Raw genomic sequence first — 20779 nt, 5'->3', positions numbered from 1 at the left:
GAAAGTAAATGTAAATAGTTATCATCTAAATAAAAATTTTAATTCTTTCCGCTGCAATTTCTATTCGTTTATAAATAATGCTTACATTAGTAACGGAAGAAATTAGTATTATGGAAATAATTCATGTATCAGCCGAGTGTTATCCCATGGCCAAAGCCGGCGGACTGGGGGATGTGGTGGGGGCCTTGCCAAAATACCAGAATGAGCTGGGGCACGTGGCCAAGGTAGTGATGCCGATGTACCGGACAAAGTTCTTATATCAGAATGAGTGGGAACTGGTGCATGAAGGCGGACAGGCATTAGGGAACGAGTGGTTTAAGTACAGTGTTATAAAGGAAAAAACAAACAAGCTTGGGTTTGATCTTTACCTGGTAGATATTAACGGGAAGCTTGACCGCGAGAAGATCTACGGCTATGAAGATGATACGGAACGGTTCATTGCTTTTCAGCTGGCTGTTTGCGATTGGATCGGCCGCTGGCAACACTCCCCGGACGTAATCCATTGTCATGATCATCATACAGGGCTCATCCCCTTTATGGCGCGCCATGCCTATGCTTTTCGTTATCAGTTGGGTAATGTGCCCACGGTGTTTACCGTCCATAATGGGGAATACCAGGGGCAGTTTGGCTGGGACAAATATTATTACCTGCCGGCCTACGATTCCTGGAACCGGGGATTGCTTGACTGGAATAATGCGATTAACCCCATGGCCTCGGCCCTCAAATGTGCCTGGAAAGTAACTACGGTAAGCCCCAGCTATATGAACGAGCTAAAGCATGCGGCCAACGGGCTGGAAAACCTTTTTGAATATGAAAAAGGGAAAAGTATTGGTATTATCAACGGTATTGATACGGATGTGTGGAACCCGCAAACAGATGGCTTTATTACCCGGAACTACGACAATGAACATGTAATACCCGGTAAGGAAAAAAATAAAAAAGAGCTGGCTGCCCAGTTCGGGCTCGATCCCGGAAAGCCATTGATTACATTCATCGGCCGGCTGGTGGGAGAGAAGGCTGCCGACCTGCTGCCGGATGCCATTGGCCAGTCCATATATCAATACCAGGGGAAAGCAAATTTCCTGATCCTGGGTTCCGGTGACCCGGAAATTGAAAACCAGCTGGACCAGATGAAGAACCGGTTTAAAGGTTATTTTAATGCTTATATAGGTTATAATGAGGGGCTGAGCCACTTGTTATATGCCGGGTCCGACTTTTTGCTGATGCCCAGCCGGGTAGAGCCCTGCGGGCTAAACCAGCTATATGCGCTGCGGTATGGGACGGTGCCCATGGTGCGGAATATTGGAGGGCTTAAAGATACAGTGGTTGATTATGGCGATCCGGGAGGCTTCGGAATTAAGATGGAGCAATCCAGCGTAAGCGATATTACCTATTCCGTGGGCCGGGCAATAGACCTGTACACCAATAAACATGATCTTTACGATGCAATGCGCAGCCGCATGATGACCATCGACCATGGTTGGGATATGTCGGCCAAACAATATATCCGGATCTATGAATCGCTGCAACCGAAACAATAAAATAATGCCCGCATAAACAGTTACTGTTTATATTTATATTACCAAGCAATTTTAAACTATTCTATATGTCCATTTCAAATCAGATTATTGCCATGATCCTGGGTGGAGGTGCGGGATCCCGGCTGGCGCCATTGACCAGCACCCGTTCCAAACCGGCTGTGCCCATTGCCGGCAAATACCGCCTTGTTGATATTCCCATTTCCAATTGTATCAACTCGGATATCCACCGCATGTTTGTGTTGACGCAGTTCAACTCGGCTTCCCTGAACCGGCATATAAAAAATACCTATCGTTTCAGTGCCTTCAGCACGGCCTTTGTAGATATTCTTGCGGCGGAACAAACACCCGATAACCCTACCTGGTTTCAGGGTACGGCCGATGCAGTGCGGCAGAGCCTGCGGCACCTGGGGCCCTTTCCGAGTGACTATGTGCTGATCCTCTCCGGCGACCAGCTTTACCAGATGGATTTTAATAAAATGCTGGAGCAGCATAAGGCAAGCGGTGCCGAAATTTCCATCGCGACCATTCCGGTGGGAGACCGCGAAGCACCCGAATTCGGGATCCTGAAAACCGATGAGGACAACTATATTACCTCCTTTATTGAAAAGCCTTCAAAAGATATACTGGGCGACTGGGAGAGCGATACCGGGCCGGCCATGCAGCAAAAAGGAAGAAACTACCTCGCTTCTATGGGTATCTATATCTTTAACCGGAAGCTGCTGGAATCCCTGTTGCTCAAAAAGCACCCGGAGGCAACGGATTTTGGAAAGGAGATCATCCCCGCCTCCATCAGCGAGTATAAAGTGTCCAGCTTCCAATATGAAGGCTATTGGACTGATATCGGGAACATTTATTCCTTTTTTGAGGCCAACCTTGAGCTAACTTCAGATATTCCCGAATTTAATTTGTTCGACAATACCAGGTCTATTTTCACCCGCCCCCGTATGCTGCCGCCTGCAAAAATCAGCGGCACCACGCTGGAAAAAACGGTGATTGCAGAGGGGTGCATTATCAATGCCTCGCGTATCGAGCACAGCGTTATCGGCATCCGCTCCCGCATCGGATATGGGTCTACCATTGTAAGCTGCTATATTATGGGGAGTGACTTTTATGAAACCATCGAGGATCTTAGCCGGGATCAGAATAAAGGCATTCCACCTATTGGTATCGGTAAACGCTGTTACCTGCGCAACTGCATTATTGATAAAAACTGTCGTATTGGCGATGATGTGCGGATGAATGGCGGCGCCCATCTCGAAAATACGGATCATGAACTGTATACGGTAAAGGACGGCATCATTGTTATAAAAAAAGGCGCCGTGCTGCCCAGCGGATTTGTAGTATAGAGGGCGCCAATTCAACTAATAAGAAAATGATTAATAAAACAGACCTATAGATTTCTCGCAACGGAGCAATGGCGCAAAGAGTTAGCCGGTCTGAAATAAATATCATAATCGTATAACATAGAGCGTTACTTCGACTGGCGGGGATCGTCACTTCGACCAGCGTGAGTCGTCCTTCGACTAACGTGAGTCGTCACTTCGACCAACGCGGAGAAGTCTCCCCAATCATTCTTCTGAAAACAACAAAGGGTTGCGCTTTGCATCCCTTTCTTTATTTCCGCATTTCTAAAGAAACGTTTGCCAGATTGTGGGTTGCAGATATTTGGCGCCGTCCTTCCCCCAGGATTTGCTAAGGTCCGAGAGGGCCTGCATGATTTCGGAGTCCGTTTTCTTTTTACCTTTTGAAGGAGGCGCTATGGCTCCCGTATTTAATGTTAAGGAAGTAGCCACCCAGCTTGTATACAAGCGGGGAATCGTTACCCCCAGTATCATTCCTGGTAACCCGTGCAATCCCATCGGCCCGCCGCTTACCGTTATCTCATCCGTATAATAGGCAAATACATATACACTGTCAAACATAATGGCTGTAGCCTTTCTGCAGTTAAAGCCTGCGATAATGCGCTGGTCGTTGGGGCTGATTTTCCAGTTGATGGCTTTCTGAGGACCGGATATCAGGTAATTGTCGTCAATAACCTTCAGGTTGGTAAAAGTGTGGCTGGCATAGTTCGTATACCAGATATTATCTTCCTGGCTGCGCGAAAACCACATGGGTATTTTTTGCTTATCAGCGGTACGGGTAAATTTGTAAAGCCCGGCTTCTTCATTAAACTGATATGTATAGTAGTTTAAACTAAACTGGGGCACTTTGTCTTTTATCTGCGCCCAGAAGCCGTTGTCGTCTTCATCCGTTTCAAAACGGCTCATTTCCTTCTTCTGGTTCTTGCGTACTTCGTATTCAATGGTACCACTGGTGATGAACTTTTGAGCTGTGGCATCCAATGCCATTATCAGTGAGCAGAGAAGTAATAATTTTTTCATTTTTTCTGTTTGTAATTATTTTGAAGCCGTTGCAGGTGCACCGCCCGATTTGGTAATGTTCCAGATAAAAGAAAGCATCCAGAACCGTCTTAACACCGTTCGATACGATTCTGTAAAGCTGGAGGAGGAAAAGTTACGGTTATAACTCCTGTTCTGATTCAGGATATCGTACACCGCCGCCCTTGCTTCAAATTTATTTTTGGCAAACTTTTTTGTAAGATTGGCATTCCATTTTACATAGTCGTAGTTGCCCGGGTATTTAGGATCTTTTTGCTGAAAATAGAGGTCTACATCGTTGGAAAGATCCAGGTCTTTCACAATGGTCCACCTGGCCGACACATTACCGCCGCTGGTCCAGTAATGGATATCTGATGTCTTATTGACGGAACTGGCGGATATGTTGTACCCGATCCTCGGATTAATACGGAAATCATATTTATCATCTTTATTCTTTGAAACAGAAAAATCAAAATTGTAGCTCTGTGTTCTGGTTTTGCTCTTTGTAGGTTCGCCGCTTATACCGGAACCTGCAAAGTCGATGTCTTGCGAAAACGCAATTTCTGGTCCAAAATTGAGAAAGATATTGGGGCCTTTTAGTTTTATATTGTAGTTCAGGTTGGCGCTGAAATTATATATCCCGTTGGCGTTTACCGTTTGGAAAGTTCGTATGGAGTCCTTAAACCTGCTGAGATTTACGAAAGCATTGCGCGTAAAACTGTAGCGTGCGCTTGCCCAAATTCCTCTTTCCTTCAGCATTTTCCAGGAATTGTACCAGACATTGAAGCCATGCCGGAAGGATGGGTTCAGGTTGGGGTTTCCGATCCGTTGGTTTAAGGGATCGCTGTTGTCCCGCACAGGCTGTAGCTGTTCGAGGGTGGGGGCATTTGTATATCCATAATAGCTCAGAGAGATGTTTTCAGACGGGCGAAACTTATAGTTGAAGTTAGCGCGCGGATAATAGTTGACAAAATTATACCTCCTTTCTGTATTCAATGTTCTGTCGAGTTGTTTATTGCTGGTAAAACCTGTGGAGGTTCCAAAAGAAAAATTGTATTTCTTTTTGTTCAGCCGGAAGTTGAGCCCCGGGCTATGGGAAAATGCATTGTATACAAAATCATTGCTGAGTGAATCAACCCTGTTATTATAGTCCCCTGATGGCGCTTTGGCATCCACGATCCGGTTGTTTGTCTGGTTAGAAATGCCCAGGCCATAACTTAGTTCCAGGTAGACATCCTTCATGAGCGGTTCGGTATAGGCGATCTTTGTGTTCAGGTTGTTGGACGCTGTATTGTTGAGCGTGTGCTGATCAATGAGTTTTTGCCCCGTAGAGTCTCCATTGGTAAAATAGTCGATATCGGAAAACTGAAGTCCGTCTGTTTTTGATTTATTATAATCGAACGATGTGTTGATTGAAAGGGTGCGGGAAGGCTTCTTAAACTTGTGCATCCAGAGCAGGCTGGTGTTAAAATTGCTCCGGTCGCTTTCAGATGATCCATGGTTTTTATTGGTATTCAGGAACCGGCCCAGCGTATCTGTATTTTCCGTATGGCCATTATAACGGGAGCTGCTGCTATTTTGGTTGCCCCGTGCAATCCATTTCAAAGTGTTGGAGGAATCCAGTTTTATTTCGTAGGTCAGGTTGATGTTTTGCTTCAGCGAAGTGCTATAGGAATTGCGCTCATTGTTAACCAGCCAGGTGGTATCGCGTCCATCAAGTTTTGCAAAATTGCGCGCAAAACTGCGATTGTATCCGGGTGCATTGATCTTTGTGAACTTATAGCCCGTATTGAGGCTTTGCTTGTCCTGGTTAAATTTATTGCTGTAATGGAAGCCTCCGTTCCAGTTGGTGGGGATACCATCGCTGGAGTTGTAATCATCACCCCCGGAATAAAACATGATCGATCCATCGCTTCCCAGTTCCATATTAGCATCACTGCCGCCATATTTATTCCGGTCGTCCCAGTTCAGATTGAGGGTTCCCGTATTGCTCATGATACCGTAGGCCGCTATCTTTCGTTTGCCTTTGAAGGCATTGATCATTGCGGCATTATTGAATTTGTTCTGCGTTCCGGGATCATCATTTTTTCCCAGACCGCCCCCGGCTTCAATTTTACCAAAATACCCCTTCTTTTTATCTTCTTTCAGTTTCAGGTTGATCGTTTTTTCTTTAACGCCATCATCGATACCGGTAAATGTTGCCTGATCACTTTTTTTATCATAAACCTCAACTTCTTTTACGATATCTGCCCGCAGGTTTTTGGTGGCAATGCCCGGATCGTTTCCGAAAAATTCTTCGCCATCCACCAGAACGTTTTTCACAGTTTCGCCCATCGCCTTGATCGTTCCGTTCCGGTCTACCTGGATTCCTGGTAATTTACGCAGCAGTTCCTCCACGTTGGCGCCTTCCCGTACCTTAAAGCTGTCGGCAGTAAATACCGTAGTATCGCCCTTGATACGAATCGCAGATCCGCTTTTTATCACTACATTTTCGAGCATCTTTAATTTTGAAAATAACGGGATGGAGCCCAGGTCAAGCGGTGTGTTTGGCAGCAACGTTACATTATCAAAATAGTCTGCAAAATAGGGGTGGGTGACCATAACAATATATTTGCCCGTATCGAGGCCGGAGAACTGAAAGTTGCCTTGTTTGGATGTTCTGGCAAATTTAATAAGCGTTGAGTCTTTCTGGCTAAGAAGCGATACCAGGGAATTGGTCAGATCTTTATGCTCCGCAGTATCGGCCAGCTGCCCTTTAATGGTGCCGGTTGATTGGGCCGATGCTGTTGCGGCAATGCAGATCAATAATGCAAGTAAGACAATTCGGTTGAATCTCATGATCATGTTTTGATGAATAATTGCGGCTGTTTTTTTAAAGGAAAAACGACCTGCAGGCAAATCTACGAAATAAACGTAATAAAACTAATGAAATAGTTGTTTTTTGGAGTATAACATTTTTTTTAAATTTTACGCAGGTAACGCCAACTTGCTCCAATAAGCGGAAATGATTTTTTATTCTCATCGGTTATTGTTGGATGGTTGTTCCCAATGGCAAATGAATTTATAACGCAAAAATGCTGGTTTTCCATAATACATCCTTTGTTATGAGGGATGAAATACGTTAAAGTATACAAAAAATGTGACGGGAGCCATCAAAAGAGGGATGAAAATCCTGGCGGAGGATTCCTGAAAAATGTTGTACATTGCTGAAACAACTGTTCATATGCCCATTGATATAAAAAAGATCCAGGAGACGTTTGAAGCGGCCAACTTTATTGACACCACCGGCCCGGTCTGGAATTATTCGCTGCTTACAGATGACGATGTGCAAAATTTTCAAAATGGCACTCATTATGCGTTATACGAAAAATTTGGATCGCACGCGATAGCGGTTAATGGGGTATGGGGCATGTATTTTTGTGTATGGGCCCCCAATGCCCGTTTTGTATTTGTGACCGGTAATTTTAATGACTGGGATAAAATAACGCATCCCCTAACGGCAAGGTGGGATCATAGCGGTATCTGGGAAGGTTTTATACCGGGTTTTAAGCTGGGGGAGCTCTATAAATATCATATTGTGGGTGCTGGAAATACAGTAACGGATAAGGGAGATCCTTTTGCGCACTATTGGGAGCTGCGACCCCAGACTGCTTCAATTACCTGGGACCTGCAGTATGAGTGGGAGGACGGAGCATGGATGAAAGACCGGAAAAAGGCAAACGCGCTGGATGCTCCCTGGAGCGTATATGAAGTGCACCTGTGCAGCTGGCAGCGGCCGGATCCTTCGGATGAGCATTCCTATAATTCCTATGACCTTATGGTGGAGCGGCTGGTACCCTATGTAAAGGAAATGGGCTTTACCCATGTAGAGCTGATGCCCGTTACCGAGTATCCGTTTGATGGAAGCTGGGGCTACCAGACCACGGGCTATTTTGCGCCCACATCCCGGTTTGGCGATCCGCAGGGGTTTATGCGCCTGGTGGATGCCTTTCACCAGGCCGGCATCGGGGTGATCCTGGATTGGGTGCCCTCGCATTTTCCTTATGACGCACATGGTCTTTACCTGTTCGATGGCGAACATACCTATGAGTATGCAGATATGCGGAAAGGATACCATCCGGACTGGAACTCTTATATTTTTAATTATAAAAGAGGCGAAGTAAAATCCTTTCTGATCAGCAGCGCCCGTTTCTGGCTGGAGCAGTTTCATATAGACGGGTTGCGCGTAGATGCAGTCAGCTCCATGCTGAAGTTGAATTACTCCCGTAGTGAAGGAGAGTGGGATCCCAACGAGTTTGGCGGAGATGGAAACCTGGAAGCTATCACCTTTATAAAACACCTCAATGAAACCGTTTACCGGGATTTTCCCGATGTCCAAACGATTGCCGAAGAAGCTACCGATTGGCCGGGTGTATCGCGCCCCACTTTTGAGGACGGATTGGGCTTTGGAATGAAATGGATGATGGGGTGGATGCATGATTCGCTCGACTACTTCAAGCTGGACCCGGTGCACCGGCAGTACCATCAGAATAATTTTACGTTTAGTATGATGTATTATTATGATGAAAACTTTATGCTGCCCATCAGCCATGATGAAGTAGTACACGGCAAGAGTCCGCTGATTTTTAAAATGCCCGGAGATCTATGGCAGAAGTTTGCCAACCTACGGTTATTTTTTACCTATATGTGGACGCATCCCGGCGCCAAGCTATTGTTTATGGGATCCGAGTTTGGACAAACAACTGAGTGGAATTATAAATCGGAACTGGATTGGGCCTTATTACAGCACGACAGTCATAAGGGTGCGCAGCAATGCCTGCGGGCGCTCAATAAAGTACTGGTTGAGGAGCCGGCCATGTACGTGAACCAGTTTAATACCGGAGGGTTTGAATGGGTGGATCTGGAGCATCGCGCAGAAAGCGTCATTGTATATAAACGGAAGGGCACAGTGCCGGAGGACGACCTGCTGGTATTGCTGAATATGACTCCGGAGGTACGCTACAACTGGGTTGTAACTGTTTCCGGAAAAGAATATACTACAGAGCTGTTTAACTCTGATGCCAAAGCATACGATGGAACAGGTGATGTGTTTAACAAAGATATCCGGATTGAACAGTTAGATGCGGATACAAAGCAATACAGGATTACATTGAACCTGCCGCCGCTGGCGGGAATTATTTTGAAGTAACGTACTAATTTGAAAATTTGAGAATTTGAAAATGGGGGGATGCGAATCGCCCCGGCCTATTGAAAGATATAAACCATCTTAAACAAGGGCCAACAGCATTCAACAACGATGTCAATGATGAATGGTTCATCGGGTATAAAACTGCCGGTTTTCAGCTATTGGATTATCAGCAGTTTGTATAAGCCCGGCGTACGAAATTACCGCCGCGCTGCGGCTATGGGAGGTTTTGGGCGCTCATAGTTATAAGGTCAGCGGCGCGCTGCGCCTGTTTGCCATTAAAAGATGGGATTTTTTTGGCGTGAAAGGCTTATCCGTACTACATTTGATGGTAACAGACCTGTTTTTAACCTGACGCGCAAAGCGGAATGAAAGTCTATGTTCCGATGCATCGCATAGGCGTCAAGTTAAGGGGATGTAAGCATGCCGGCAAATCTGCGCTATTAAAGGCTTTGAGGGGCATAGCCCCGGATCGGTTTTGGAACGTTGTGCTTCAGCGCGATGTTAGCAGCGAAAAGGCAGATGTGAGTGCCATAGGCACGGCAGATGTTTCGGGCTAACGGCTCTCAACCCTTCGTCTGGATGGCGAGACGGGTTAAAACCCGCTCTTACAATATTCATCTGCCGCTATGCAGCGGGTACAGTTTGCATGCTAACTTGACGCACATGCGATGCATCGGGCGTGAGCAATATATTGGACGTCCGTGTGCTAAGGAAACGGCATTAAATAGGCAATCAATATCGTTTCCTTGGGCTTTTTTATCGCCTGCCTCTCTCGCTTATACTTCACACAACTTTTAGTAAAATTGCAAGGTTCAACCTGAAACTGCCTGCGGAGCGGTTTTAATGTGTGTTATCCACACAATTATTAACGCCCCTGTATTATTATCATTATTTCTTGCTATAAATGCCTTATTTTGCTAACCGTTAAATAATGAGTATGAGTTTTGAAAATTTTAAAGTTCCGTATGATGTCGATAAGACATACGGGAAAAAAGTTGCCTATTTTTCGATGGAGTTTGCCATTCATCAGCCATTAAAGATCTACAGCGGAGGGCTGGGTTTTTTATCAGGATCGCATTTTCGCAGTGCCTATGAGCTGCGGCAGAATATGATCGGTATTGGTATTTTGTGGAAATATGGTTATTATGACCAGGAGCGCAACCAGGATCAAACGCTTGATGTGGCCTGGAATGAAAAACTCTACAGCTTTTTAGAGGATACCGGCATTAAATTTCAGATCAACGTTCATGATACACCGGTTTGGGTCAAAGCCTGGTACCTGAATCCCGAAACGTTTAAAACAGCGCCTTTGTTTCTCCTGAGTACCGATCTTCCGGAGAACGATTATGTATCCCAGACCATCAGCCATAAGCTGTATGATGCCAATGTGGCAACCAAGGTGGCACAGTTCATTTTATTGGGAGTAGGAGGGGCTAAACTGATGGACCTGCTGGGCTTTAACCCGGAGCTTTACCATCTGAACGAGGCACATGGGCTTTCTGCGGCTTTTTATCTGTACCAGAAATTCAACCGTAACCTGGAGGAAGTAAAAAAGCGCCTGGTATTTACAACACATACGCCGGAGGAAGCGGGCAATGAAAAACATGATATTTATCTTTGTCACAAAATGAGCTATTTCTGCGGATTGAGCGTGGAAGACGTAAAAGCGCTGACCCGCGATTACGGCGATCAGTTTAACCACTCACTGGTAGCCCTGCGGTTTGCGCATGTGGCCAACGGCGTATCCAAGTTGCATGGAGAAGTGTCCCGCGAAATGTGGGGCAAATACGAGGGCGTTTGTCCCATTGTTTCCATTACCAATGCACAGAACTGGAACTACTGGGCCGACAAGCAGATGTATAAATTTAAAGAGGTGGGAGATGATTACGGTTTTGATGATCGTAAATGGTTTCTGAAAAAAAGAGCTTTTGAGATAGTAGCGGATCAAACGGGTAAATTGTTTGATCCGAAGGTGCTGACGATTGTTTGGGCGCGGCGCTTTGCCGGTTATAAAAGAGCGGGGATGATTGCGTCCGATCTGCAGCGTTTTAATCAGCTGGTGCATAATACACAGTTCCCCGTTCAGATCATCTGGGCCGGTAAACCTTACCCCATGGATTTTCCTGCCATATCGGAGTTTAATGAATTGGTGCACCTGAGCAAGAACTATAAGAACGTAGCGGTACTTACAGGTTATGAACTGGGATTGTCGAAACGGTTAAAACAGGCTGCAGATATCTGGCTTAATAATCCGCGTGTACCAAGGGAGGCTTCCGGTACCAGCGGCATGACGGCGGCTATGAACGGAGCCGTGAACTTTTCAACCGATGATGGCTGGATTCCGGAATTCATCAATCATGGTCATAACGGGTTTGTGATTCCCAAAGCCGACTACGCCAATATGCATACCCATGAGCAGGATCAGTATGACCTGGATAAGCTTTATGAAATTCTCACGGGGCAGGCGATTCCCTTGTACTACCGGGATTATGGCACCTGGCGCCAGATCATGAAAAATGGAATGCAGGACGTGCGCTGGCAGTTTGAAAGCAACCGCATGGCGCACGAGTATTATGCATTGATGTATAATGCGAATAATTAACGCTGCAAGGGGTTGATATTTATACTGCGCAGAGACGAAGTATAGAACCGCTTCCACAACAAGGGAGCGGTTTTTTTCAGGGGTATTTGCGTTCCATATCCCTTCCCTTTGTTTCCATTTTGTGTTTCATTACCTGATTATACCCGCCAAATGAACTGCCCCAATGCGGCGGTTGCAGGCCTTTTTCCCAATGTTCCAGTTTCCGTAGAAGAGTGGTTACAATTTTAGGATACCGGTCGGCGAGGTTGACGGTTTCCGCGATATCGGCTTCGAGGTTAAAGAGAAGAACCGGGTCCGATTGTACGCGGATCAGCTTCCACTTGCCGGATCGGACGGCTGCTGCAACGCCTCTCCGCCAGAAAAGATCTTTGTGCGGAGTTCCGGTGGAGTTGAGGTAGGGCAGCAGGTTAACGCCATCCAATGCGTAAGACGCTGTTCTTTTTGCATGAGCGGCGGCCAGGGCCGTGGGCAGGATGTCGAGTGCAATAACCGGTTTGTTATAGAGGGTATTGGAGCGGATATGCCCGGGCCATTTCATGATGGTGGCCACACGGATACCGCCTTCCCATTTGGATCCCTTCATGCCGCGCAAAATGCCATTATCCGATGCGTTATTGGTGGCGCCCCCATTGTCGTTGATAAAGAAAATAAGGGTATTGTTTTCAAGCCCCTTGTCTTTAAGGGTCTGCAGCACTGCTCCAATGCCATCATCCATAGAAGCCATCATGGCGGCATAGGTCTTGCGGTCTTTTTCCCCGATCGAGGGGAACCGGTCCAGGTCTTTTTGTTTGGCCTGGAGGGGCGTGTGAATGGCATTGTAAGCCAGGTACATAAAAAATGGCCGGGCTTTATTCTGGTCAATAAAATGGACGGCTCTATGCGTAAACATATCGGTGAGGTAGGTTATTTTTTCTTCGGGCACAATGGTGTTATTGTCGTATAGGGCATATACATCTTTCCGGGGTGTTTTATAACTGAAGAAGTTTCTTGATCCTTCCCGGAATCCGTAAAATTCATCAAACCCCCGGTTTAACGGGAAGTAGGCATCGGCATTGCCCTGGTGCCATTTGCCGATGGCAATGGTACGGTAACCATTTGTTTGGAGCTCATCGGCAATCGTCTTCTGGTTCGGGTCGAGCCCCATATCTGCTTCGGTATACCCGGGAGCAGGTTTGCCGGACATGTTGTGCTCAAAGCCAAAACGCTGCTGGTAACGGCCCGTAAGAATTCCGGCTCTTGAGGGGGCACATACGGAGGCGGATACATAGGCGTTGGTAAACCTTACGCCTTCTTTTGCGAGGGAGTTGATATGAGGCGTAGGAATCTGTTTGCCGCCATAACAGTCAAAATCAGCATAACCGCCGTCATCGCTTACAATTACAATAATATTGGGTTTCCGGTGTGGCTGTGCCGCTGCCTGAAGAAATGTAAATAAGCAAATGATCCAGATCCCGTGTATTGGCTTTATCATCTCTTGTTTTTTTACTGTAGATTTTTTAAACGAAGCAATGCCTCAAGGAAATAATAGTCGGCATACACCAGGGGTACATCAATTTCATTGCCGTGGGGGATGCTGCCCACGGAATGTTTGAGCAGGAAATGACTGTTGGTACCAGGTGCGGCAAGGTAGGCCGGGCTGCTGAGCGATTGTAGCACTGCAATGGCAAATGCTTTATAGGGAGCGCCTTTTTTGCCCAGGTAGCCCTGCATTTCCAACAAGGCCGATGCTGTGATGGCGGCGGCAGATGCGTCTCTTGGTGTTTCATTGAAATCAGCAGGATTATACTTCCAGTCGGCCTTGTACCCAGGCTGTCCCACATTGAAATCCCAGTAAGGGATCTTGTCTTTGGGCAGGTTGGGGTGGTTCATAAAAAAATCCGCCATTTTTTTTGCAGTATTCAGGTAGCGCATATCCCTTGTTTCGCGGTACATCAGTGTAAACCCGTAAATGCCCCAGGCCTGTCCGCGCGCCCAGGTAGAGTTATCCGCAAAACCCTGGCAGGTTTGCTGGTGCAGCATTTTTCCGGTGATGGTGTCATAATCTACTACATGATAGGAACTGTAATCTTTACGTATATGGTATTTCATAGCGGTTTCTGCATGGTTGATAGCCACTTGCCGGAATAGGGGATCGCCGGTTACTTTGCCGGCATAAAACAGCAGTTCGAGGTTCATCATATTATCGATGATTACGGGGAAGAACCATTCGGTTTTGCCATCCCATGATTTACGGTAATTCCATGATTTAATCGATTTTACCACGGGGTTATAACGGGTGATCAGTGACCGGGCCGATTGAACCAGGATCTTTTTATAAGCCGCCTGTGGTACAAACTTCATGGCATTGCCGTAGCTGCTGTACATCATAAAGCCGATATCATGGTGCCGGGTATTGTACTGGTTGTTCTCCAGGCTTTCGGTCCATTGGATAGCGGCTTTTTTCCAGTTGTCTTTTTTGGTAAACTGGTAGATATCCCAAAGGCAGCCGGGCCAGAAGCCCCCCGTCCAGTCGTCTACGGTATCATAATGTACGCTGCCATCGGAATTGCTGGTTCTGGGGTAGCGATGCAGGTCTTTGGAAATGGCCAGCATATCGGTGTACTGTCGTTCGGCCAGTCGGAATACGAAGTCGAAATCGTGTTTCCCCGCCTTTTGCTGGGCGGTGCTTTGCAGGGTAAAAAGGAGCAATAATAAAAGCGCGCTGCATTTTCTGATAATCATATTTCAGTATTAAGATGTAAGAGATTTTTGGCAAACAATTGCAAACAAAAGCAACTGCAAATTGCGGAATGATTTTGTAGAAGAGGGGGGATATCTTATTGAAAAGGGGGCAGAAATATATTTTATCCCCTGGACAATTACCACAGAGATTCCGTGTCAACGCCGCTGAAACGCAGAAACACAGATTTTTTAATGCTATAGCAACGGCCACGTTTTTAATTCGTAAAAGCCCAGGCCTTCAGTGTTTCAGAGCCTCTGCGGCAAACATAGGAAACACAGAGAGCCATTGAGATTCTGAAACGCAGAAAAGGGAACAGTGATCTGCGTAGCAATTGGCGCCATCTGAGGGAGCAACTTAAAGCATTCTGTGTTTCAGTGGCAATAACAAAGTATCTCTGCGGCATCCCCATCAATAAAAATCTACCCCTATTTTGAGATATTTTTATCCCTTGTAAATAAAACAGGATGATTAGGTTTGTGCTGAAATAACGGTTTTTGTTGGCTGTATGAACCAGAGTGACGAATGATTGCATGGGGTGTGGCTCCCGGTAAGATTGTTTTTTGTTCAATTTAAATTATATATTTTATTAAAAAAATGTTGCTTATGACACGTTGTTTGCTGGCATTGATGTTGCTTATGGGTGTTGTTTCTGCAAGGGCGCAGCAGGTGCATCTTAAAGGAATGGTTACCGGTTCCGATGGCCTGCCTTTAGCAGGAGTATCGGTAAAGGTTAAAGATGCCCCGGGAGGCACCACTACGGATGCGGGTGGTAACTATACCATTTCCTTGCCGGGCGGAAAACCGGTACTTATTTTTTCGTTTGTTGGGTATACGGAGCTGGAGCTGGCGGCTGGCGCCAATCCGGTTCTGAATGTTCGCTTGCAGCCCGCAGCACCTACCGGGTTGGATGAAGTAGTGGTTGTTGGTTATGGAACGGTGCGGAAAAAAGATTTGACGGGCTCGGTAGGAAAGGTAAACGTAACGGATATGAACAAGGCCCCGGTGCGGTCATTTGATGAAGCCCTGGCAGGACGCGTGGCCGGTGTGCAGGTTTCATCGGTTGACGGGCAGCCGGGCTCCGGTATTAATATTGTGATCAGGGGTAATAACTCCATTACCCAGGAAAATTCCCCATTGTATGTGGTAGATGGTTTTCCTATCGAAAATCCAAATAACAATGCCATCAATCCTGCGGATATTGAATCGATAGAAGTGCTGAAAGATGCCTCTGCAACGGCCATCTATGGAGCCAGGGGTGCAAACGGCGTTATTATGATTACTACCAAAAAGGGGAAGGAGGGCCCACCCTCGCTACAGCTGGATGTTTCTTACGGCTTCCAGGATCCTACAAAGAAGATGGCATTGATGAGCCCCTACGAGTTTGTAAAATATCAGCTGGAACTGGATACTTCATCTGTTTCTGGCGGAAACATAGCCACACCCAAGCAAATCTATTTGCAAGATGGCAGAACCCTGGATAGTTATAAAACGATTGCAGGCACCGACTGGCAGGATCTGGTGATGCAGCGTGCCACCATGGCCAATTATAATTTATCGCTTAGCGGCGGCTCCAAACAAACAAAATATGCGGTGTCGGGGTCCGTCCTGGATCAGAATGGCGTGTTAATCAACTCCGGTTATAACCGTTACCAGGGCCGGGTGGTACTGGATCAGACTATCGGTACCAAACTCAAGGTGGGCATCAACACCAACTATAGCTACCTGCTGCAGTCGGGCATGAGTCCCAGCGAAGGCGGTGGTTCTTCTACCAATAAAATCTTTGCATCGGTATGGGGCATGCGGCCCGTATCGCCCAATGTAGACGGCAACCTGGAGGATGACCTTTTTGATCCCAGCATTGATCCCGCAAATGATTACCGGATCAACCCGGTGATTAATCTTAACAACATCGTAAGAAAAAACGGGACCAAAAACCTGGCAGCCAACGCATACGCGGAGTATACCCTACTACCCGGTTTGAAACTGCGCATAACCGGTGGCATCAATGACCGGCTGGTACGTTCGGAGTCTTTTAATAATTCAAGAACGACATCGGGGAATCCCCGCGCGTTAAACGGGGTTAATGGCTCCCTGGTCTTTGCGCAAACCAATTCCTGGACCAATGAAAACATTCTTACCTGGAGCAAGTCTATCAAAGAGCATTCTATCAATGCGGTGGGCGGCTTTACCGCCCAGGGTGGAAAGAGTTCTGTTTACGGTATGAGTGCCATCCAGCTCCCCAATGAAAGTCTTGGCGTTAGTGGCCTGGATGAAGGCATTGCCCAGCCTATCACAGCCACCAGCTCTTTGTGGAACCTGGCTTCCTTCCTGGGAAGGGTCAACTATAGCTATCGCTCCCGGTACCTGCTTACGGCATCGTTTCGTGCAGATGGGTCTTCTAAGTTTACAGAAACCAATCATTGGAGCTATTTCCCCTCCGGAGCATTCTCCTGGCGGTTTTCAGAAGAAAAATTTCTGAAGCATAACCCTGTGTTATCAGAAGGCAAGATCCGGGTAGGCTACGGCGTTACCGGTAATAACCGCGTAGGCGATTTTGCGTATCTCACTACGTTTGGGTTGCCCATTGGCAGCGGTTATACATTTAATAACGGAGTTATAAGCGGCATTGTACCCACAGCGCTGGGGAATACCAACCTGAGATGGGAGACCACCGGCCAAACGGATCTGGGGCTCGACCTCGGATTTTTAAAACAGCGCATCCTGCTTACGCTGGATGTATACCGTAAAAAAACCACCGACCTGCTGCTGAATGCCAACCTGCCCAACTCCTCGGGCTTTGATGCGGCCTTTAAGAATATTGGCAGTGTGCAGAATGAGGGGCTTGAAATTTCCCTGGAAACGATTAATGTAAAGGAAAAGGATTTTTCCTGGACCAGTAATTTTAATATTTCGTTCAACCGCAATAAAGTGCTGGAACTTACGGAGGGCCAGGAGTCGCTGATCAGGGCGGTAAACTGGGATTATGGATGGACCTCAACTTCGGCCTATATCGCCCGCCTGGGCGGATCGATGGGCCAGATGTACGGCTATGTTTGGGACGGCGTGTATGGCTACGATGATTTTGATCGTACTGTGTCCGGCGGATATATACTGAAAGGTAATGTAACCACAAACGGCAACACAAGGGACAAGATTCAGCCGGGCGATATTAAGTACCGGGACATAAACGGCGATCTGAAAGTTGATGCCAATGATTACACCGCAATTGGACGGGGGCTGCCTATTCATTACGGAGGATTTTCCAATAATTTTACCTATAAAAATTTTGACCTGAACGTATTCTTTCAGTGGTCTTATGGCAATGATGTATATAATATCAATAAAATCATGTTTGAAGGAAACAGGAGCCTTTCCTTTAACCAGTTTGCCAGCTATGCGGATCGGTGGAGCCCGGACAATACCAGCTCAGAACTGTACCGCACCAAAGGATATTTTGGCGGCGGTTATTCCTCCAACCTGGTAGAAGATGCGTCCTACCTGCGGTTAAAAACGGTAGCGCTGGGGTATACATTTAATAAAAGAATACTCAACCATGCAAAGATCAATGGCCTGCGTGTGTACGCGGCTGCTCAAAACCTGGTTACCTGGACCAATTATACAGGGATGGATCCGGAAGTGAGCGCCTATTACTCCGCACTGACCCCCGGTTTTGATTACTCTACCTATCCCCGCGCCCGCACCATCACCTTTGGCGCAAAAATCACCTTCTAATATATTTAAAACAAGAGTATATGAAAGTTATCTATATATCGTTTTTTGTGCTACTGGCGGCAGGCCTGGGCGGCTGTAAAAAATTTCTGAATACCAAACCCACCGATGTATTAACAGGCGAAGAATATTATAATACGGAACTAAAATTAACCAATGCACTGGCAGGAGTGTATGATAAGCTGGGGGCCAATAACCTCTACGGCGATTATATGTTTTCTGAATGGGAAGCCTGCACGGACGATTCTTATTATGCCAGAAGCGCTACCGTAACCGGCGTTGCGCTCTATAATTTTGATTTTACCAATTCCCGGATAGTGGGTTTGTGGCAGGACTGTTATATCGGCATAGAACGCGCCAACCAGCTCATCGCTAATATCAATATTCCCCAGATGGATGAAGGTAAGCGAGCCATTATATTAGGGGAGGCCAAGTTTTTGAGGGCCTACTATTATTTTTTATTGGTGACCCGTTTTGGCGGAGTGCCGCTACTGCTGCAGCCTACAACCTCGCCCAATAATCTGGATATTGCCCGCACACCGGCAGCAGAAGTGTATGCGCAGATCCTTAAAGATATGAAGGATGCCGAGGCGGTATTGCCTTCGTCTTCTGCGCTGGGCTACTCCAGCCGCGTGTCCAAAACGGTGGCAGAAGGATTACTGGCCCGCGTGTGTTTACATATGGCCGGATTTCCGCTGAATGATCAAAGCAAATATACCGAGGCCCTCAGTTGGGCAAAGAAGGTAAAAGAATCCGGTGAACATGCATTAAACACTGCCTTCAACAGCGCACTTACCAACAGCGCCTATAGCCAGATCTTTATCAACCACTCCCAGGATATTTATGATGTAAAGGAAAGTATGTGGGAGGTGGATTTTAAAGGGTCAAACGGAGATGGTACAAACGAAGGCGGCAGGGTAGGCAATACCATCGGAATTACCATGACCAGCGTTCCTTTTCAGGCGGATACCGGGTACAGCTATGGGTTTATAAAAGGAACGGGACGCCTGTTTAAACTATATGGAAACGGGGACCAGCGCCGGGATTGGACCCTCCAAACCTATACCTACAATGGTACAACCGGGGCCCGCGTGCCCATTGTAACCAATGCTTCCAATATGTACAGCAGGGATGCCGGAAAATGGAGAAGATCCTATGAACTCCTGCGCCCCAAGAATAAAAATTATGGTCCCACCAATTTTCCGCTCCTCCGCTATGCGGATGTATTGCTGATGCTGGCGGAAGCCGAAAACCAGGTGAATGGCCCAACGGATGCAGCCTACGAAGCCATTAACCAGGTAAGAAGAAGAGCCTATGGAGTAGATATAGCCGCAGCCAGTGCCATAGCCGATGCGCCTGCGGGACTATCAAAAGATCTCTTCCAGCTTTTTATTGAAGACGAGCGTTCCCGTGAACTTTGTTTTGAAACATTGAGAAGACAAGACCTGGTGCGCTGGGGGAAATTTGTGCCGGCAATGAAAGCCGTAAGCGCGGACATGGCCGCCAACGGCGGGGGCGTGAAATATGGAGCATTGGGGGGCAGTAATGTTTCGGAGCGGAACCTGCTTTATCCCATTCCATCGGGAGAAATGGCGTTGAACAAAAAAATGGTGCAAAACCCGGGATGGTAATGCAGGGCCGGATTCTGTTTACTTAATTTAAAATAATAACGATGCGGATTTATTCTATAATATTGATTTTTGGGGCCATTATTGCGATCTCCTGTAACAAAAAGATGGAGCTTTCTTCTGTAGCATTTGATGTTACTACGGACAGTGCGGCATATACCGTTGGCAATGTTACAACGTTTCATTTTTTGGGTAAGCCGGATAACATCACCTTCTTTTCGGGTGAAACCGGCCATAACTACGTATTCCGGGGACGCACTGCAGCAGAGGGCGCAGCGCAGCTGAAATTCATTTCAGCACTGAACAGCGGGCTGCAGCCCAACTCCCTGTCGCTGATGATTTCTACCGACTTTGCAGGTAATGTTACCAGCACATCCGATCCCGCGGCGATTGCAGCAGCCACCTGGACGGATATCAGCGGCCGGGCCACATGGGCGGCCAATGCAACGGCAACCGCCTCCGGTACGGTTGATCTGTCGGACATCGCAGCGGCGGGGAAGCCGGTTTATATTGCATTTAAGTATACGGCAACATCGGGTACGGTACAGAATAAATGGACCATTACAGGTTTTTCACTAAGAAATGTTTTAGACGATGGCACCGCCTATATCCTTGATACGCTGCCCACGTTTGCAACCGTTACCAATTATGGCAACACCAGTAATTTGCCGGGATGGGCCGCAAAAGCAGTTGCCAATACCTACCGGTGGACGCTGAACGCCACCAGCCTGGTAATTGCCGGCGCATCAACGGCCGGAGCTGCTACGGACCCGGCCGAAGCATGGGCCATTACAGGTCCTGTTGATTTAAGAAAAGTAACGCCGGATGCAGGAGTAATTGTAAAAACAATGGCAAATGCAGTGCCTTCTTTTGATTATATTTATACAAAAGCCGGAATGTATGATGCCGTGTTTATAGCGGGCAACGCCAATGCAGACGGACAAAAAAGCGAGGTAAAGACCGTATCGGTGAAAGTTCAGTAAACAGATAT

11 protein-coding genes are annotated in these 20779 nt (G+C 46.9%); 7 read left to right on the top strand and 4 right to left on the bottom strand.

The window, feature by feature from the left end:
* Positions 1 to 77: 77 nt before the first annotated feature.
* Together GGU45_RS03365 and GGU45_RS03360 are read left to right on the top strand one after the other, a co-directional pair.
* Complete coding sequence (locus GGU45_RS03365) at positions 78 to 1541, top strand: glycogen synthase (protein WP_435222000.1); 1464 nt, start codon at positions 78 to 80, stop codon at positions 1539 to 1541.
* A 65-nt stretch (positions 1542 to 1606) separates the two neighbouring features.
* Positions 1607 to 2887, top strand: coding sequence for a glucose-1-phosphate adenylyltransferase (locus GGU45_RS03360; protein WP_435221998.1), 1281 nt, complete (start codon positions 1607 to 1609; stop codon positions 2885 to 2887).
* Between the two features lie 282 nt (positions 2888 to 3169).
* On the opposite strand, the gene GGU45_RS03355 is transcribed toward GGU45_RS03360, so the two are convergent.
* Together GGU45_RS03355 and GGU45_RS03350 are read right to left on the bottom strand one after the other, a co-directional pair.
* Positions 3170 to 3922 (bottom strand): GLPGLI family protein, encoded by a 753-nt coding sequence (locus tag GGU45_RS03355; protein ID WP_435221996.1) that lies wholly within the window; start codon positions 3920 to 3922, stop codon positions 3170 to 3172.
* A gap of 15 nt (positions 3923 to 3937) precedes the next feature.
* Complete coding sequence (locus tag GGU45_RS03350; protein ID WP_435221994.1) at positions 3938 to 6757, bottom strand: outer membrane beta-barrel protein; 2820 nt, start codon at positions 6755 to 6757, stop codon at positions 3938 to 3940.
* A gap of 385 nt (positions 6758 to 7142) precedes the next feature.
* Here GGU45_RS03350 and glgB point away from each other — a divergent pair, with 385 nt between their 5' ends.
* Both glgB and glgP read left to right on the top strand, forming a co-directional pair.
* A complete protein-coding gene (gene glgB, locus GGU45_RS03345) occupies positions 7143 to 9107 on the top strand; it encodes a 1,4-alpha-glucan branching protein GlgB (RefSeq protein WP_435221992.1) in 1965 nt (654 codons plus the stop codon).
* 937 nt (positions 9108 to 10044) lie between these two features.
* Positions 10045 to 11709: an alpha-glucan family phosphorylase gene (glgP, locus tag GGU45_RS03340; protein WP_435221990.1), complete on the top strand. Its 1665-nt coding sequence runs from the start codon at positions 10045 to 10047 to the stop codon at positions 11707 to 11709.
* Positions 11710 to 11785: 76 nt separating this feature from the next.
* Here glgP and GGU45_RS03335 read toward each other — a convergent pair whose 3' ends face one another.
* Complete coding sequence (locus GGU45_RS03335) at positions 11786 to 13180, bottom strand: sulfatase-like hydrolase/transferase (RefSeq protein WP_435221988.1); 1395 nt, start codon at positions 13178 to 13180, stop codon at positions 11786 to 11788.
* Positions 13181 to 13191: 11 nt separating this feature from the next.
* Positions 13192 to 14430: a glycoside hydrolase family 88 protein gene (locus tag GGU45_RS03330; RefSeq protein WP_435221986.1), complete on the bottom strand. Its 1239-nt coding sequence runs from the start codon at positions 14428 to 14430 to the stop codon at positions 13192 to 13194.
* Positions 14431 to 15034: 604 nt separating this feature from the next.
* Here GGU45_RS03330 and GGU45_RS03325 point away from each other — a divergent pair.
* From GGU45_RS03325 to GGU45_RS03315, 3 genes are read left to right on the top strand one after another with little or no spacing between them, the layout of a single operon-like run.
* On the top strand, positions 15035 to 18163 hold the full coding sequence (locus tag GGU45_RS03325) for a SusC/RagA family TonB-linked outer membrane protein (RefSeq protein ID WP_435221984.1): 3129 nt from the start codon (positions 15035 to 15037) through the stop codon (positions 18161 to 18163).
* Positions 18164 to 18183: 20 nt separating this feature from the next.
* A complete protein-coding gene (locus GGU45_RS03320) occupies positions 18184 to 19791 on the top strand; it encodes a RagB/SusD family nutrient uptake outer membrane protein (RefSeq protein ID WP_435221981.1) in 1608 nt (535 codons plus the stop codon).
* A gap of 41 nt (positions 19792 to 19832) precedes the next feature.
* On the top strand, positions 19833 to 20771 hold the full coding sequence (locus GGU45_RS03315; RefSeq protein WP_435221980.1) for a DUF5017 domain-containing protein: 939 nt from the start codon (positions 19833 to 19835) through the stop codon (positions 20769 to 20771).
* The last annotated feature ends 8 nt before the right edge of the window (positions 20772 to 20779 follow it).

It is taken from the genome of Niabella hirudinis (assembly GCF_051201075.1).
In the GTDB taxonomy this organism is placed as follows: Bacteria; Bacteroidota; Bacteroidia; order Chitinophagales; family Chitinophagaceae; genus Niabella; species Niabella hirudinis.
This window is presented reverse-complemented; position numbering and strand designations above follow the sequence as displayed.